The 18,214-nt window shown below is 38.6% G+C and carries 11 protein-coding genes; 2 read left to right on the top strand and 9 right to left on the bottom strand.

All coding sequences use genetic code 11. The features are described 5' to 3' along the window. Position 1: 1 nt before the first annotated feature. Entirely contained in the window at positions 2 to 607 is a 606-nt protein-coding gene (locus G498_RS0113135) for a flavin reductase family protein (RefSeq protein ID WP_035744129.1), read from the bottom strand. Positions 608 to 789: 182 nt separating this feature from the next. Here G498_RS0113135 and acs point away from each other — a divergent pair, with 182 nt between their 5' ends. Then, on the top strand, positions 790 to 2,697 hold the full coding sequence (gene acs / locus G498_RS0113130) for an acetate--CoA ligase (RefSeq protein WP_026981573.1): 1,908 nt from the start codon (positions 790 to 792) through the stop codon (positions 2,695 to 2,697). Between the two features lie 28 nt (positions 2,698 to 2,725). Here acs and G498_RS0113125 read toward each other — a convergent pair whose 3' ends face one another. The 3 genes from G498_RS0113125 to G498_RS0113115 all read right to left on the bottom strand — a co-directional run bounded on the left by G498_RS0113125 (position 2,726) and on the right by G498_RS0113115 (position 6,227). Continuing rightward, entirely contained in the window at positions 2,726 to 3,328 is a 603-nt protein-coding gene (locus G498_RS0113125; protein ID WP_026981572.1) for a 3'-5' exonuclease, read from the bottom strand. A gap of 3 nt (positions 3,329 to 3,331) precedes the next feature. Then, entirely contained in the window at positions 3,332 to 5,251 is a 1,920-nt protein-coding gene (locus G498_RS0113120; protein WP_026981571.1) for a DUF294 nucleotidyltransferase-like domain-containing protein, read from the bottom strand. Between the two features lie 109 nt (positions 5,252 to 5,360). Next, positions 5,361 to 6,227: an EamA family transporter gene (locus tag G498_RS0113115; protein ID WP_026981570.1), complete on the bottom strand. Its 867-nt coding sequence runs from the start codon at positions 6,225 to 6,227 to the stop codon at positions 5,361 to 5,363. Between the two features lie 462 nt (positions 6,228 to 6,689). Here G498_RS0113115 and G498_RS15180 point away from each other — a divergent pair, with 462 nt between their 5' ends. Then, the gene (locus G498_RS15180; RefSeq protein ID WP_081694243.1) at positions 6,690 to 8,309 is read left to right on the top strand and encodes a T9SS type A sorting domain-containing protein; all 1,620 of its coding nucleotides are present in this window, start codon (positions 6,690 to 6,692) and stop codon (positions 8,307 to 8,309) included. A gap of 60 nt (positions 8,310 to 8,369) precedes the next feature. Here G498_RS15180 and G498_RS0113105 read toward each other — a convergent pair whose 3' ends face one another. Genes G498_RS0113105 through pelF form a run of 5 tightly spaced genes read right to left on the bottom strand, consistent with a single transcriptional unit; the run spans position 8,370 to position 18,189 of the window. Then, positions 8,370 to 12,242, bottom strand: a complete 3,873-nt coding sequence (locus G498_RS0113105) for a DUF2194 domain-containing protein (RefSeq protein ID WP_026981569.1) — start codon at positions 12,240 to 12,242, stop codon at positions 8,370 to 8,372. Positions 12,243 to 12,253: 11 nt separating this feature from the next. Next, positions 12,254 to 14,224, bottom strand: coding sequence for a hypothetical protein (locus G498_RS0113100; RefSeq protein ID WP_131387677.1), 1,971 nt, complete (start codon positions 14,222 to 14,224; stop codon positions 12,254 to 12,256). Between the two features lie 3 nt (positions 14,225 to 14,227). Next, on the bottom strand, positions 14,228 to 14,983 hold the full coding sequence (locus tag G498_RS0113095) for an endo alpha-1,4 polygalactosaminidase (RefSeq protein ID WP_161625346.1): 756 nt from the start codon (positions 14,981 to 14,983) through the stop codon (positions 14,228 to 14,230). Between the two features lie 40 nt (positions 14,984 to 15,023). Next, the gene (locus tag G498_RS0113090) at positions 15,024 to 16,688 is read right to left on the bottom strand and encodes a hypothetical protein (protein WP_240470451.1); all 1,665 of its coding nucleotides are present in this window, start codon (positions 16,686 to 16,688) and stop codon (positions 15,024 to 15,026) included. Then, positions 16,651 to 18,189: a GT4 family glycosyltransferase PelF gene (gene pelF / locus G498_RS15175; RefSeq protein WP_081694242.1), complete on the bottom strand. Its 1,539-nt coding sequence runs from the start codon at positions 18,187 to 18,189 to the stop codon at positions 16,651 to 16,653. Before pelF ends, G498_RS0113090 begins: the two co-directional genes overlap by 38 nt. Positions 18,190 to 18,214: the final 25 nt, after the last annotated feature.

Genomic DNA, 18,214 nt, shown 5'->3' with positions numbered 1-18,214 from the left:
TTTATGTTCTTTTGATGGAGAAAATTTCGCCTAATTTTGAATAATTCGAGCCGGCTAAACGGGCCACAGGTTTATAAGTTTCCATGTTGATTTTGAAATCGTCCAGTAAAACGCTTTCGTCTACATGAAACATAACAATTCTTCCGACAATAATGGTTGCGCCACCGTGTTTGCTGTCTTCTAAAGTATAATGGTGTACTAATTCACATTCCATGTTGACAGGGCTTTCCAATACTCTCGGGGCTTTCACCTTAACTGATGGAGTGGGAGTAAGTCCTGCCAATTCAAATTCATTAATATCCGGGCTGACAGCCTGAGAAGTTGTATTCATTTTTTCCACAATTTCTTCCACCACCATATTAACCACAAACTGACCCGTTTCCAGGACGTTGTTTAAAGTATCTTTGTTGCTGTTATTTGGCCGGACAGTTGAAAACATTACGTGCGGCGGATCTTCTCCAACTGCATTAAAAAAGGAAAAAGGGGCAAGATTTGGTATGCCGTCTTTACTGATGGTGGAAATCCAGCCGATTGGCCTCGGGATAACTGCACCGGTTAATAATTTATACGTTGCTTTTTGATCAATTAGCTGGGGATCAAAGTCCATAATAGTTTTATACTTTTTTTACAAATTAAGGAAAAATATCCAAATAGTAATAGTAAATAACAAAGCCTTTTTGTTAAAAAAATAAAGGGCATAAATAAGCAATAAACCATAGGGAAATCGATGTTCAAAAAGTTTTATGTTTTGAAAGGATTTCTGTAAATTGTCAACTTAAAATTACAGTTATGAGCTACTATAAGATAAACAACCTTGAGCAATATTTTAAGCATTACAACAAATCCATACGCGAACCCCGTAAATTCTGGGGAAAAATTGCCGAAGAAAACTTCGTGTGGTATCAGGGTTGGGATAAAGTACTGGATTTCGACATGGGAGAAGCTCAGGTAAAATGGTTCACAGATGCGAAAGTTAACATCGTTAAAAATTGTATTGACAGACATTTAGCCAAGCGAGGCGACAAAACGGCCATCATTTTTGAACCGAATAATCCGGAAGAAGCCGCTCAGCATATTTCGTACAATGACCTTTACGACCGCGTATCCAAAATGGCAAACGTGCTACGTGAACAAGGTATCAAAAAAGGTGACCGGGTTTGTATTTATCTTCCAATGATTCCGGAATTAGCGGTTTCGGTTTTGGCTTGTGCGCGAATTGGTGCGATTCATTCGGTGGTTTTTGCCGGTTTTTCGGCTTCGGCTGTAGCTTCCAGAATTATTGACTGTGAATGTAAAATGGTCATTACTTCAGACGGTGCATTCCGCGGAAACAAATCGATTGATTTAAAAGGAATTATAGACGAAGCACTGGAAAAATGTCCTTCGGTAACAAAAGTATTAGTAGCAAAAAGAACCAATACAGCGGTAAACATGAAAGAAGGTCGCGACCAATGGTTACAACCGCTTGTAGATGCGGCTGTTCCGAACTGTGTGGCTGAAATCATGGATGCGGAAGATCCGTTATTCATCTTATATACTTCAGGTTCAACAGGTAAACCGAAAGGAATGTTGCATACAACGGCAGGATACATGGTACAAACCGCGTATTCTTTTAAAAACATTTTCAATTACGAAGAGAACGATATTTTCTGGTGTACGGCGGATATCGGCTGGATTACCGGGCATTCTTATATTTTATACGGACCGCTTTTAAACGGTGCAACCACCGTAATTTTCGAAGGTATTCCGTCTTATCCTGACTTCGGTCGTTTCTGGGAAGTAATCGACAAGCACAAAGTAACACAGTTTTATACAGCGCCAACCGCTATCCGTTCTTTGGCCAAAGAGAATGATGAATGGGTGGATAAATACGATTTGTCAACCCTGAAAGTTATCGGTTCGGTAGGAGAACCCATCAATGAGGAAGCCTGGCACTGGTACAACGATCACGTCGGAAAGAAAAAATGTCCGGTTGTGGATACCTGGTGGCAAACCGAAACTGGAAGCATCATGATTTCACCAATTCCGTTTGTAACGCCCACAAAACCAACTTATGCCACGTTGCCATTACCGGGAATTCAGCCGGTTTTAATGGACGAAAAGCGCAATGAAATTGAAGGTAATCAGGTGGTTGGAAGTTTGTGTATCAAATTTCCTTGGCCGTCGATGGCGCGAACAATTTGGGGCGATCATGAGCGTTATAAAGAAACGTATTTTTCCGCTTTCCCGGGTAAATATTTCACCGGTGACGGGGCTTTACGCGATGAAGTAGGCTATTACCGAATCACCGGAAGGGTAGACGATGTGGTCATTGTTTCCGGACACAATTTAGGAACCGCACCTATTGAAGATGCGATTAACGAACATCCGGCTGTAGCCGAATCGGCTATTGTTGGTTTCCCTCACGACATTAAAGGAAACGCACTTTACGGCTTTATTATTTTGAAGGAAACCGGTGAATACCGCGACCGTGATAATCTGACCAGAGAAATCAATGAGCATATTTCCAGTCATATCGGGCCAATTGCGAAATTAGATAAAATTCAGTTCGTAAGCGGATTGCCGAAAACGCGTTCGGGTAAAATCATGCGCCGTATTCTCCGTAAGATTGCGGAAGGCGATTTCTCAAATTTCGGCGATACCACCACCTTGCTGAATCCTGAAATTGTAGATGAAATTAAAAGCAACCGAGTATAAAGAAAAAGCCCTGAATTACAGGGCTTTTTTATTTCATTTTCAGCTTTTTCCGCAGCTTCAGGAAAACCAAAGCGGATGAATAAGCATCGCCGGACGCTGTACTTCGACTGTTTTTCTTGACTTTATAGATGTCACAAAGCTGATCGAGTGTATGATACTGATCTTCAGAAAGGTTTTTTAAACGCTGGTGCATGACGTTAATGTCGATGGCTTCGTTTTTCAGTTTTCCGAGATTCATTCGTTTAAGCGCCTGATTGATCATTTCAATATCGAGATTGGTACTGTGGCCAACCAGCGTTGCATTTTTAATAAAACCAATGAATTTTATCATGGCTTCAGTTTCAGGAATAGCATCGGTGTTTACCTTAAACAGTTTTTCCACGGCTTCGTTTTCATGTTTTTCTTTGTGGTCGGCTATGAATACTTCAAAAAAATCGCCTACTTTAATAGCATCATTTTCAACACCGACGCAGCCAATGGATAAAATATGATCTTCTTTCCAGTCTTGTCCTGTTTTTTCGCAATCGAACACGATATAGCGAACCGGTGCGTTTGCATCAGCTTTATCGAAACTTTCGGAATACTTTTTCCAGAAATCGGGATCGCCTTTACCTGTTAGCCAGTCTAGCATAAATTATGTGAAATAAGTTAATTGGAATCGGTTTTTAATTAAATCCTGTATGTCATTTATCGGCTGGAAGCAATTTTTAAGTTTTACTTTGTCTACTTTTGTCAATTCTTCCAGATTGATGTATTGTCCGCCGGAGTCGGTTTTCAGACCTTCTTCGGTTCTGAACCAGTGTAAGGTGTGAAAGGCTTCGGCACATTCTAAATACAAATCGGCATTTTGCGGTTCCAGATCGGCTAATTTTTTATAGCGCTGATAGGTGTTGGTTATACCGCGAATATCCCGGCTGATGGCAAAAACCCTTGCAGCATCTACCAAAGGTGTAATCGCACGGCTTTTAATGTCGAAAGTATCCTTGTGTTCTTCGTCCTGTTCCAGTAAAAACTGACGGAAAAACCCAAGCGGCGCCGGTTTTTTAATCGCATCAGTTCCCAAAAATGCATAAAACAAATGATTGTTGTTGGCACTTGCAAAAATCTCGTCAGTTAACGCTTTTTCAATAAACGGATCGCCGTAGACAAAATCGTAATCGAAGAAAATAGTACTTAAATGAATGCCTTTTTCACCTGGAGTATTAATCCAGGTATTGTATTGTTTTATCCAGTCTGTCAATGATTTACACCAAAGTTCATTATTAGAATTGGAACCTTGCGGACTTTTTTCAAATCCAATTTTTTCAAAGGTTTCCAGAACTCTTTCGGATAGTTGTAAAAAATAGTTTTTTACTTCATCGTATTTTTCGGCAGGAACGTCTTCAAAAACAAGGGAATTGTTAATGTCAGTCATCAGCAATTGCTCCCTGCGGCCTTGACTGCCTAAACTAAACCAGGCAAAACGAACGGGTGGCGTTCCTGTTTTTTCAATACCCAGTTCAATCGCTCTTCTGCTGATGGCATTATTAATTTCGCTTGCAACGCTTGTAATATGGGAAATCGGGATGTTTTTATCAATCGAATTCTGAATCAGATCGGTTAATTTATCGCGAACAACTTTTAACTCTTTGGAACGGTTGGCTCTTTTGGCCTGTTTCAGCAAAACGCCCGGATTGTTCGCTTGAGCAGCCACAACATCATGCTCGGAAATAATTCCCGTAATGATTCCTTTTTCAGTACCGTCGCGCGTTACACACAAATAGCCGACGTTGTGTTTCAGCATCATCATTTGCGCCTCGGCAATGGAAATATCCTCCGGAACGGTTACCACCGGAGTTGTCATGATTTTTTCTGCCGTAGTGTCTATGGAAAATTGTCCGGTAGCTATTTTTGATGTCAGTTCAAAATCGGTAACAATACCAATCGGCATCTGGTTTTCCTGAATGATTACACTTCCGATCTGACGGCTCGCCATAGTCTGCGCAATATGGCGGATCACATCGTGGGTACTTGCCGTAATTGGATTTTTGGTATATTTAATCGGCTGAAAATATTGGATATCCGTAGCGCTCTGTTCGTTGAAAATGATGTTTTCGGAAATTAACTTACCGCGATTGTCTTTGTCGTAAGGATTTCGGGTGTTGGAAGCAAAACTTTCGAGCAAAAAGCTCAAAACATGAGTGTTACCGGCAACATAAGGTCGGAAAGTTTCAATAGGAATGGCGTAAACAATTGAATCCTCGCGGGATTTTGCCGTCATCAGATAGTTGTTCTTGGCGAAAAACGGACGTAATCCTAAGATATCACCTTCGTCACATTTGTCGATTAAGGTTTCTTCCGCATCGGAAATGACCGATAAACCAATAGCACCGGAAGCCACAACATAAAAGGAATCGTGTGTAGGATCACCAATTTTAAAAAGAATCTGGTTTTTCTCCAGATAGACCACTTTAATATGTTCGGCAATAGCCACTAATTCGGTGTATTGCAAACTGGAAAAAGGCGGGTAATGCTTTAAAAAATCAGCTATACGTTCGGCAATTGGGTTTTTCATGGCATTTCGGTTCTTTAAGTTTCTGAACAGCGCAGGCTTATCAAAAACAACATTAGTTCTTAAAAATAATAATTTTTATTGAATATAAAAAGGAGGGAAGCCCTGCCTCTCAAACGTAAAGTTGGGATAAGGTTATCAGAGCAACCGCTATCAATGCTAACGAAATTCCAATATAGTTTATTTTACTGAGCTTTTCCTTAAATAGGACAACACCGACTAAACTGCCCAAAACAATAACACCGAAATTCATGGACGCAAAAACAGTAGACGGATTCTGTGACAAGGATTTATGCGCCTGCAGATAAAAATAAATGTTGCCGAAATTCAGCAATCCTAATAAAATACCGGCGTAAAGCGTTTTACGATTCAATTTATATGACTTCTTAATTATGTAAAATAGACTTATCAGCAGCGATATGGACAAAGCGCCTGAGAAAATATAAAATAAAGAGGTTGTAAAAGGAATCTGTTGCTGTTGTGCCACTTTTTTGAAGAAAACATCAATTACGCCAAATCCGATAAAAACGATGCATGGATACAGCCAATTGTTTGATTTTGAAGTGTTTTTATTTTTTTTATGAAGTGTTAAAAATATGGCTGAAAATCCGACAGCTAATCCGGATAGCTTTAAAACTCCGATATTTTCATTAAAAATAAAATACGCGGCTAATATTGAAATAAACAAGGACAAACGTTGGGCAATATCCGTTTTTACAATTCCGATATTTTTTACGGACATTCCCAGGAATATAAATACCGTCGGCAATAATACAACCAACGGAATGTAAATATGCCAGGGAATTTCAGAAGCTGAGAATTTTTGAATATCCGGCGCAAACAAATAATAACTCAGCAACAGCGCTGTAATATAATTGAGCGTTACAATCGGTTCTACCGGAATTTGAAATTTCTTTGTGAGCTTAAGAAGGGCAGCAACAGATACGCTGCACAACACACTGAGTACTATATATAACATCCGTGAAACTTTGATGCAAAGAAACTATATAAAGTGTATGGAAGCAAACAAATATTCTATTTTACATAATGTATATTATAGTTCAAAATATGTAATAGTAAAAAGAGCTAAAAAAGATGCATTTCATCGATGATTTTTTGCACTTTACCGAAATTTGACGTTTTGAACATTTAAAATAAAAATATTTCTTACTTAAAAAATTGAAAATTAGATAGTTACATGAAATATTTTTGAATTGTCGCATATAATAATTACGTGTATTCTTACATGAAAACAATGTTTTTGAATGATTAATATTACAGAATCTGTCTTTTTATGCATTTTGGCGATAAAAAACGCATTTTAACGATAATTTAATTTTTTATTTTGAAGCTAACTTATAGATTTGCAACGAGTTACAAACCAAAAATGATTTGAAACTCAAAACAGTACAACTCAAAAATTAAAAAAACGAATTGAATTATGAAGAACAGATTTTTTATTTTTTTGCTCCTAGCTACACTAAATGTTTTTGCTCAAACTACTAATGTTAGTTACACTACAACAAGTGAGAATTTTTCAAATCCGGAACGCGGAATGTATCACCATACTGAAACCCACTCAACCGGGTATTCAAGTTTAAGTCAATCTACCTTAACGAATTACAGAGTTAACGAAAAAATCACGCTTATCGTACGTGTTTTCTATCTGGAAAATTTCAGAAACGCTCCGATCTCTCAGGATTATCTAAACAAAATACAGGCAGATTTCAACGCTGTTCGTAATGCCGGTATTAAAATTATACCTCGTTTTGCTTATTCAGATTCTGATGTGGCCGGACAACGCGATGCTTCTAAGGCTCAGATTTTAAGCCATATCAGTCAATTACAGCCTTTATTACAAAACAATGTTGATGTAATTGCTTCTGTGCAGGCGGGTTTCATCGGTTCTTGGGGAGAATGGTATTATACAGACTACTTTGGTATTTCTCCTACCGCAACAGATTATGCAAACAGAAAAGATGTAATAAATGCTCTGTTAGCTGCCTTGCCGGCATCCAGAATGGTACACATGAGAACTCCGGTTTTAAAACAAAAAATGGCGGGAACTACAACGCCGATTGCTGCTTCGCAAGCTTATAACGGTTCAAACAATTCCAGATTAGCACACCATAACGACTGTTTCTTGGCAAGTTCTACCGATTTTGGAACTTATTCAAATATTTCGTCGGAATACCCATTTTTGGAAAGCGAAACTAAATATTTAGCAATGGGTGGTGAAACTTGTGCGCCTAATGCACCACGTACCGATTGTAGCACTGCATTACAGGAAATGAAAAAATTCCACTGGTCTTATTTAAATACTGATTATCATGCTTCTGTTTTAAACGGATTTATTTCCAACGGATGTATGAACGAAATTAAAAACAAATTGGGATACCGTTTTGAATTGGTGAACGGAACATTCACACAGTCTGCAAATGCAGGATCTAGTTTTCCGTTGGTGCTGAAAATTAACAACTCAGGTTGGGCAACGCCTTTCAACGAAAGAAAAGCGTACTTAATTTTAAGAAACACCGGAACAAATCAGGAATATGCAATTCAGTTGGCTTCCGATCCTAGATTATGGACCAGCCAGGCAGAAACTACTATTAATGAGAATGTTACATTGCCGGCGAACATTGTTCCGGGAAGTTACAAATTGTATTTAAGCTTACCGGATTCCGATGCAAACCTAAGACCGCGTCCTGAATATTCCGTAAGAATGGCTAACACCAATACCTGGGAATCCACTACAGGTTACAACAACCTGAACTTTACAATGAATGTGGCAAGTTCAACACTTGGTACTCAGGACAATAATGTGGCTAATGCAACCATCTTCCCGATTCCTGCAAACAACCAGATTACTGTAGAAATGACTAACATTCAGCAATATACTTTGGCCATGTACAATTCACTTGGACAAATGGTTAAAGTTAACACCACTGTTACAGCAACTAACATGGTTATCAATACAGAAAGCTTAAGCGACGGCGTTTACTATCTGCAGTTTTCAAACGGAACTACTAAAGATTCCAGAAGAGTAATCGTTAAGCACTAAAATACTGTTTTTTAATAATTTGATTTTTGAATGAAATGGGAATCGGTTTTTAACTGGTTCCTATTTTTTTTGTTTCCGTTTCAGATTGTGTTTGATGCCGAATTGCAACGCATTGGAATAAAATTTAGATTGCAGGTAAAATTCAAAAGTCGTGGTAATGTAGGTATAATCGAAAATCTGATAGTTCAGGTTTCCGATAAAACGGGTGAATTCGTTAGCATAATCATCGTTGAACCACGCTCCTTCTACTTTCATGTTAAAATCATCTTCACTCTTTCCGATGGAAAAACCCAAACCGCCGCCAATGAAAAAACGGTCATCAATCATCCAATACGGATAACCGGTAGACAGCGGAATTGTCGATTTTCCCAAAGAAGCCTGCGATCTTGATGCTTCAACAAAAGGCTGTAAGCGGTACTTGTTGTCCATCCAGCGATCGAAAATAATTTTACCGGTTGCACTGCCTTCGTATGATTCGTGAGTATAATATTCCTTGTTGAGAATTTCGCTCCTGTTATAATAATTGCCTTCCAGCGATAAAGCCGTATTCCAGTATTTAAAGAAATAATTGTTCTGATAAATATTTAACTGATAACGGTAAATGCTTTTGCTGTGACTCGGTCCGTTTTCCACCGGAGCCACATTGAATTCTGCAGACGAATAACTTTTATTTTTTGAAAAATTCGCGCCGGCACCAAACTGGATAAATCCTTTTTTCAAATCGCTGTATTCCAGACGAAGTCGTGAGTAATACTGAAGTTTGTCATACGATTTCGGATTGTTAAACTGATACTGAATTCCGAAAACATCGTGCGTTTTATTATCGTCCCAATCCAGATCATTTTCAATGCGGTACATCGAACTGTAGGTTAATCCAAAACCGTGAAGTCTGAGTTTTTTGTCATACATATTATAAGACCAGACATTTTGAAAGGAAGACAAATTCTCTTTGTTACTTTCGAATGAAGTATCGTAATTCAAAAAATTCCCGTTTTCCCGCCGTTCGTTTTTCAGGATTTTTTCAAGCACATCCGGGTAAAACAATGCGGTCTGGTTTTCGGCAAGATACAACTGAACATCCCGTTCTTCATAGATTACATCGGTATTCAGCATTTTCTGAATCGCTTCCTTGTCTGCGGATTCTTCTGGTAACTCATTGGCCAGAATCCAGGCTTCTTTGAATTTTCCCATTTCGTGGTAGGCCATGCTCATTTGCGCTTTTACTCTGAAATCATCCGGATTTTTGGCTATGTATTCGTCGTATTCCTGGATGAGTTTAGCATTGTCTTTTAGTTCAATTAACCATTGCATTTTGGAATAAAAATCGATTTCACTGCTAAACGCCGCCCAATCATAAGCTTTCTGAAACTGGTTGTTGTCAGCATACGTCCAGGCAATTGTTGTGGCATATTCGGAAAACTCCGCAGATGGCTGGATTTTATCTAATTCCGGAATGGCGTTTTGAGGTTCGTAACCCAATAAAAAGTCGATGTATTTCATAAAACTTTCATGGGAAGTATCCACCCTCAAAAGTTTAAGAAGCGCATCCTTGATTTTTGCTTGATTTTCAGGAGTATAAAAATTAGCCACGTAACTGTTCAGTAAGTCTTTATCATTCGGAGTTACCAATATTTGGGCATTAATCCATTTTTCATAAATTAAATCGTTCGGATAGTAAACAATCTCCGCCAATCGTTTGGAAAACATGACATTTTCTGCTGTCGGATATTTTATGCAATGTTCTTCCAGTAATTGCCATATTTCATCAGCATTGTCATTCCATGACAAATATTCGGCATATTTTTCCCATACTTTCGGATCGATTTTCGGGCTGTTCACGATTTGTTTGCGCAATGATTCAATTTCCAGTTTCAGGTTTTCATCGTAATTGTCGTACCATAAATCTTGTTTGGCAATTCTTGCGGCTTCAGCTAAAAAAGCGCGGAAATCACTTTTAACTTTTCGGGAAACAGCTTCAAGATTACTGTTGCTTTCGGTTGTTTTAATATTAAAATCCGGAACGGTCAGATACGGTTTACTGGTTTTAACCGAATAAAGATAACCGTCCAGATATGGTCTTTTTTTATACGAAGTATTGGTGCTTTTAAAGTGATTTTCAATTCGTGAGGCGTTGGCGTTGCTTCCGTACATAAACCAATATTGCTCGCTGTAATCGGATTCTTCGGGGTTGAGCTTTTCAACTCTGTACAGGCCTTTTTCAGATCTGTGACTGAATTGTGAAGCTCTCCAGTCGTTGGTAATCATTCCGCTTTCCCGTGCGTTCATAAAACGGATGTACGGAAAATCGCCTCGCAAAGTGGTCAGCAGTTTGCCAAATTCCGGAAGCATTGCCCGATTGCTGTTTGGGGTTTTATACCAGCCCAGATTATCGTAATTTCTGAAGCCGTAACTATTGTCCAAAAGAACATGGTTTTTCCCTTTAATATCGTATATGTCGTCCGGATGCAGAAAATGGGTCCAGATTCCGGTAAACATATACATCGAATACATGGTGAATTTTAAATCGTCGTCTACATAAAATCCGCTGGAAATTCTCGGAAAATCAAACAATTCCGGTTCATAGGGGTCAAAGTCGAACTCTCTGTTTCCGCCCTGAGCTTTTTCACCTACATAAATGCTGCACATAAAATTAACGGAAGGCATTCCTTTTTTTAGTTGCTTCAGCCCTATTCTGTCAATATAATTTGAAGGCGGTACATAGGTTACGGGCAAATCTCCGAAATTGTTCACTTCCCATTTTTTTTCGGCTGCTTTTAACGAGGTAATCATAAAATCCGGGTTTTTCCAGTCCGGAACCAACAGGGAAACGTGGTTGTAACCGTGAAAGGCAAGTTCGTGACCGCGTTTGGCAACATCTTCCATCAGCCAATTACTCAATCCAACTTCTTTGTCTCCGATTTTCACTTTTTTAGCATCCCATTCGCGAAACAAAAAAGGCGGTTTAACATTAACATTATAATCGAAAGTAGTCATGGCAGAATACTGTATGTCGAACTTTTTCGAAATCTTGACTAAATCCGGCCACCAGACATTATGAACAAAGTCTGTTATGGTTAAATTCATTTCCGAATTAACCGGCTCCTGTTTAATGTCGTATAGTGGTGAAGGAAAATCATCCAAAAAGATTACGCCGGCATTCACCACAGGATACGGAATTCCTTCCAGTCCTTTAATAATGCCGGAGAGCAGCAAGCCTCTGTCGTCCTTAATCAGGAAATAGGTGGAATTGTAGTAAATAACCCTTCCCTTCCCTACTTCATTTTCGATAATTAACGGATAATTTTTGTCGTTTTCCGCGGTGGCCAGAACCCTTATCCTGTCTGAAAAAGCTTTGCTTTTCAATCCGAAAAATTTAAGGTCCTTTTTATATACGTGATGGTCAAAACCCGGAAATATCGAAGTGTTGAAATGAAATCCTGAAGCATTAACATCGGTTTCAAAATCATTCTCAGGTTTACAGCCAACCAAAAATGAAAAGCGTTTGTCTTCACTCCCGAAGGGCATAAAAAGCGTTCCGCCTTTGGCTACAAATTCGGTAATTACTTCGATGCTTTTATTGTTGAGTTTTCGGGTGTCTAACAAACACAGTACCCGGACGTTGTCTGCTATTTTCGGCTCTTTGTTCCAGTCTTCCACGGTTACGGTTTGTATCGGGATTTTAGTGTAATCACATACTTTTCTCAGATTGCTGTTCAGGGTTAAACTTTCAACTTCTTTCTTGTCTAAAATGTATTGTACCAAAGGCGGTAGGTTTAACGGAATATTGGAATATTTTCTCAGTTTGAGACTTCCTTCCCTCCTGTTCATATTATTTACGCCTGTTAATTCGTCAATTTTTGCACAGCCAAACACCATAAACAACGCAGACAGCACCAATAAACAACGAAATTGTATTGTGGTATTTTTACGCATAATTCTAATTGTTAAAAAATTAAATCATCAATTTTACTTTCATTTGGAACATTCTCGATTTCATATACTTTTATTAAATCACTTTCGTAGAAAACAGCTACTTTTCGTCCTCTTTTCTGAAGAATTCCTATTTTTTGAAGGATATCCGGAACCATTTTGCAGTTGGTGGCAATGCGGTTCGTTTTATCGTCCGGTTTTTTATAAATGAATACCAGAATGCTTTTGGGGACAACATATTCCGGATGTTTGAGCAGAAATTTTTTGTTCTTCTGATTCTTAAAATAAATGGAATCCCGTTTTAAATAATCGCTCATAAACTCCGTATAATGAATGAAAAAATGCTTGTTAATGCTCATCGTCTGCGTCGTGTAATCGTTTACTACCGCGTAAGAATAAGGAAAATAGGTTGCGGTGATTCTTTCGTAAACGCTTATGATTTCTTTCGGAATATTATCAGTACGCTGTAGTTTTTCATACTCTTTTTCCTGATAGAAATAAGCCGAAAACAATACTCCGACAATCATCAAAACGGCAAAGGCCGGCTTAACAACTTCTGTTTTAGTTGTTATGAAATAAGCAAATCGGATAACAATGGAAACAGAAATTCCCAGAAGTACCGGAATGAAAACGCCTAAGGACAATTTAATCATATCAGTATCAATCCAATTGTTATCTATTTCTGAAATAATAACCAAAAAGTTGAAGTAAATCAGAAAACACAGTGCGGCATTCCATTTTTCGTTTTTCCAGAACATCAGCAGCAGGCAAATCAGTATACAGCCGTAACTTACATACTGATAATAAATCATGAGCTCTTCATACGATACAATCAGGTGGGAAAAATAGGTATAGGAACTTACATTCATTAATCCTGAGTGAATCAGCAGGCGTAAATCGTCTCCAAAATGGTTACAGGCTATACCGTAAATCATCAGAAGAATTGCAATGGAGATAAAATAAGCGCCCAAATCGATAAGGTTTTCCAATTTATGTTTGAGGCCTGAAGTAAACAGTCCGATCACCATAAAAGGCAGCACCAAAACTACAAGGGTGAAAATATCGATAAGACCAATAGCAGTAAAAGCAAGGATGTAATTGATAAAACCATTGCGGTTACTGCTGTGCATAAATCCGGGTTTCATGTAAATAACCATGGCCGGTAAAGCAAAACAAATAGCCAGCAACAACGCCTGATGCTGCAAAATATAAGTAATATTGACCGGCATAATGGTATAACTAACGCTGTAAAACAACGATGCGGCCAATGGCGCGACAATTTTCGAATAACTGATTTTATTAACAACCCAAAACAACAGAATACTGATTAATACCGATTCGAGTATTCCCATAGATTGCAGCGCTACTTCCGGGCTGATACTCACCAGTTTGCCGTAAAAATTGACCATAGCCAACTCGCCTATTGTGGCTACACCGTTTGTAAACCAACGCTGTGAATCGAAGTCGACTACGCTTTCTAAATCGGTTAGCCAGGAACCGGACATGGAAAACAAATCGAAAGGATAAAAAATATAACGACTGTAAACCGCCACAGCTCCCAAAACAGAAAGGATAAACAAATACCAGAGGCGGTTTTTCCTTTCTTTGGGATCGGAACGGGTTAAAAGGAAGAATCCGACCGGTTTTTTCAGTTCGAGGTTTTTAATAAGCTCAAAGATGTTTTTCTTTACCTTATGAGCAATGATGTTCACGGATTGCGGTAATTGCTTTATTCCAAAATAATCCACATAAATAACGGTCAGTAAAATGATTATCATGTTTATGAGGTTGTAAATTCCCAATTGAACCAACGTAAAGACCAGCAACATGATAAGACTTCCGTATTTAAACCATTGTTTGGCTATGAAATCGAAGTAATTTACAGAACGTGAATAGGATACAAACTTTCTGTTGAGATAAAACAAAAAGAGTATCATCAGACATAGTCTGGCAAAACCGGTTAATATGGAGCCTGAAATGATCATGCGTTATTCTGAAAATTTTGGTATTCCCTGTAAGTCTATCGAACCGATAAAATACAGAAAACCCGTTCGGTCAATTCGTCTGATTATCTGATCGTACAGCGCACGCGTATCGGCATATTCTACAAGGATTACGGGTAATTTATATTTTCTCCTGATTTGCTGCAGTTGTCGGATATACTTATCGTATTCGGCCTGGCTGCGCAGTTTGTAAACATTGTCATCAAAGGTGAAATCGGTGGCTACCGATTCTACGACTATCGCGTCTACAAGCCGGAACGTTTTTTCCAAAAGCTCCAGTCCTGCATTTTGTATAAAAGTGTGATTTGGATATCTGGCATCTAAATCGGCCATGAATTGCAGGACTTCTTCTTTCTGGTCTTTCTGAAAACCAAAAGAGCAGAAATTGTCGATATTGTCCAGAAAAAGCCCGTCGTATCCATCGGCTAAAATCTGATCGATGATGGTGAAAAGTATTTGGGAAGTTCCGGAAGCTTTCAAATCAAGGTAATAACTGTCCCAGTTTTCATTTTTACCTATAGTGTTGTTTTTTAGGGAATTATAATGCTTTGCCTGACTGTTTACTTCACCTAAACTAATGTATGCTAAAACTTTGCCATTCAGCTTTTTGAACTTTTTAACATCCGGAATGGTGTAGTTTTTTGATTCAATAACTACATAACTATATCCTTTTACATCAAGAGGATTTAGTTTGCCGTAACAAAAAAAAATGTCAGACTGAACAACATTATTATTGGCCATTCCAAATCCTATAATCGAAGGAAACACTAAAAAAAACAGTCTAATATGCCGCATAGTAATAATAATCTAAGTTTCTGAAAAAATGAATGTTTTCCCTTAAAGTCAAGAGCATAAACAGCAGTGATCCGCAAAACAATCCGCCAACACTGTATTCGTAGGAAATAAAACGACTTAGCAAAAATCCGGTAATTACATTTACGATACAGGCCATTACCAACGCTCTTAAAGGTTTTGCGGGTTGTCCTAACGTAAACAGGTAAAGTGTATTCAGAATTCCCCAGGCAAAAAAGAAGTAGCCTAAACCGCCTATTATACAGACTCTTATGCTCAATTCTTCAAAAACTTCTTTAAAATGTGCCTGATATCCCCAGGAAGACGTAATAATGAAATAAATGATGATAAAAATGAACAGACTTGTAACAAACATCAGCGAAATGTGTTGCCAGTACATTCTGAACAAGCTTTGGTTATAATGTTCCGGATGCTCAAACGGTGTGTTTTTCTGTCCGATATCGATGAATTTTGAAAAAGCCGCCAGACTGTATTCCATTACTCCTGAAAGCAACAAAAAAACCAAAATGGCCACATCCATTCCCAATTCGTAATTTTTTTCGAAATAAATTATATACGGAATTGTCCCGCTGATATCGGCAGACCAGGCCAGTATGCGGTCTATGAAAATGAAAACATATACCAAAAGTCCGTAAAAGAAGTAGTGATAATTCTGGTACAGCATTACCGGGGTTTTAACTTCCATGTTGCAGTCTACCTGACGTTTATCGATTTTATTTCTGAAGAAAAAATAGAGAAAGCCTTTCGACAGCAGAATGGCAATCAAAATACCAATCCAGTGCGTCATATAAATCGGAACAACGGAATATTTACTGAGCAAAACAGCAACAGTTGTAGCGGTGAAAATGGCCACCGAAATAAACCAGCGCTGTTTTATCGTATGCAAAGGCGCTATCATTAAAAGCAACAAGCCTATCAAAAACGCATAAATGAACAAAATCAGCAATAGTTTTACTGGGAAAATGTGAAAGAAAAAATTGAGCGCATAAATCCCAATCAGTACGATTGAAATTGACTTCGCTCCCATTTTTACGAGAAAATTTATGGTTTTCCGCGTCATGGTATAATCTTCATAATTCCAGTAAAATGAGGCCTGACGCCCGATAACCTGAACAAAACCTCCGGTGGTAATCAGGCCGATAATCACTCCTAAAACCACTGCGGTAGACTGCATGTGATTGAAACCCACAAAAGTCCAGAGAGAATATCCGAACAGGATAATAGCCAGAATCTGTACAAAAACAGGCAATAAATGCAAAATCCCGGTGGGATAATATCTTGCGAAGATTTTCAGTTTAACAATCAGATAATCGGACAGTTGCAGGGTTTTACTTTTTTCTCCGGCTTCTAATTCCCGTTCTTTTTTATTCCTGATGCTGATATAGTCCGGAGCCGTTAAAATTTTCTGATAAATCAAATCCGCCAGCGATTTTATGGACGGAACACCAAAATCGTTAAGAGTATCTTTATCCCTGATTCCCAACGATTCTATGGTTGCGGCAACTACACGGCTGCTTACCGGTTTTCCGATTTTATCGCGCACCGTAAGGATCAGATTGTCAATATTTAAAGCGTGACTGGTCATTTTAATTGTATTATGATGCTGCAATAGCACTTCTGGCTGCCAAATCAATTAATATAGATTCTTTGTGTCCTTTAGGAGCCATAACTCTTTCATAAGCTTCTTCATATTCCTTTATAAATTTGCCGATAGTGAAATTTTCGATTACTTTTCTTCGGGAGTAGCTGCCCATTCGCTCTCTTAATTCCTTATCCTGAAGCAGTTGAATGACTTTTCGTCCGATATCTTCATAATCTTTCGGTTTGCAGATAAACCCGCAATTTTCATCCAGCGCTTCGGTTACTCCGCCCACATCGGTGGCAACTACCGGAACGCCGCAACTCATGGATTCCAAAACGGTATACGGAAATCCTTCCGAAATAGAGGTTAGTATGGAAATATCGCCCTCACAGAACAATTGATGCGGTTTGCTGTGAAATCCTGCCAGTTTGAAATTATCCTGAAGCTCAAGTGCCGCAATCAGGTCTTCGCATTCTTTGGTATACTCCGGTACAGCGGTTTTATCGCCGTAAACCAAGTATTGTACATTCGGTATTTGTTCTTTTACAACCTTACAGGATTTTATCATGGTAATAATGTCTTTCAGGTCGAAAATTCTGGCCGCCGCCACCACCGTTGGAACATCTTTAGTGGCTTCGGGTTTTGGTGCGGGAACGAAAACGTTGTGGTCGATGCCGTTGTAAATAACCTCCAGAATCTCCGGATTTGCGCCGTACATTTTTTCCCATATTTTGTTGAACCGGTTTACGGATAAGATTAAATCGGCTTTATAGTACACTAATTCTGTGATGCTTTCTGAAAACTTAATTAGCAGTTTTTTAAGGAAAAAGGAATATTCCGAAGAGTTAATCGCCAAAAGCCGTTCCCGAATAAAAACACCGTGTTCTGTTGCAATGATTGGCGTTCCGTATTTGTATTTCAGTACCAAAGCCGGAATTACCGGAAAACCGGATATTGTTAAATGTGAAATATCCGCTTTAGGAACGTCTATGGAAAGCGGAATCAGAAAACGGTAAATCCAGCGCATTCCGAAAGTTAAATCGTTAAGCGTTGCGGTTTCTTTGGTATTTTGGCTCAGTTCGAGAACCAAGTCGCAAAAGGCCCGCCAAACCGCCATGCTCTGCATCGTTTTCTTGTAGTCGTTCTCCTGAAAAAACAGCCACATTTTATAGATGATATCATCGAAATCTTCCGCTTTTCGGGTATCGGAATAAATATTGGCTATAAGCCGCCTGAAAATCGGTATAAAATCTTCATTGATATTTCCTTCGTTGAGTTTCTCCTTTTCGTCTACTATGGTATGGAAATTTTTGCCGTAGTTAATCATTTCCTGAGGTTCTAACGGCGACCATAAGGGAACTTGTACAACCTCTTTAACATTCGGACTCAATTCATATTTTGGCCGGCTTTCATACTGTGCATTAATCGAATACAGTATAAACTCCGCATTTTTTACTTCATTGCAAAGCATGTGTGCCCATGTGGAAACTCCTCCGCCATTAAAAGGATACGTACCTTCGAGAATTAAAAGGACATCATATTTATTCTTCATATTCAAAAACAATTATCAATTAGTA

The organism is Flavobacterium suncheonense GH29-5 = DSM 17707, from assembly GCF_000430025.1.
Taxonomy (GTDB): domain Bacteria; phylum Bacteroidota; class Bacteroidia; order Flavobacteriales; family Flavobacteriaceae; genus Flavobacterium; species Flavobacterium suncheonense.
The sequence above is the reverse complement of the archived record's forward strand: the minus strand, read 5'-3'. Positions and strand labels throughout refer to the sequence as shown.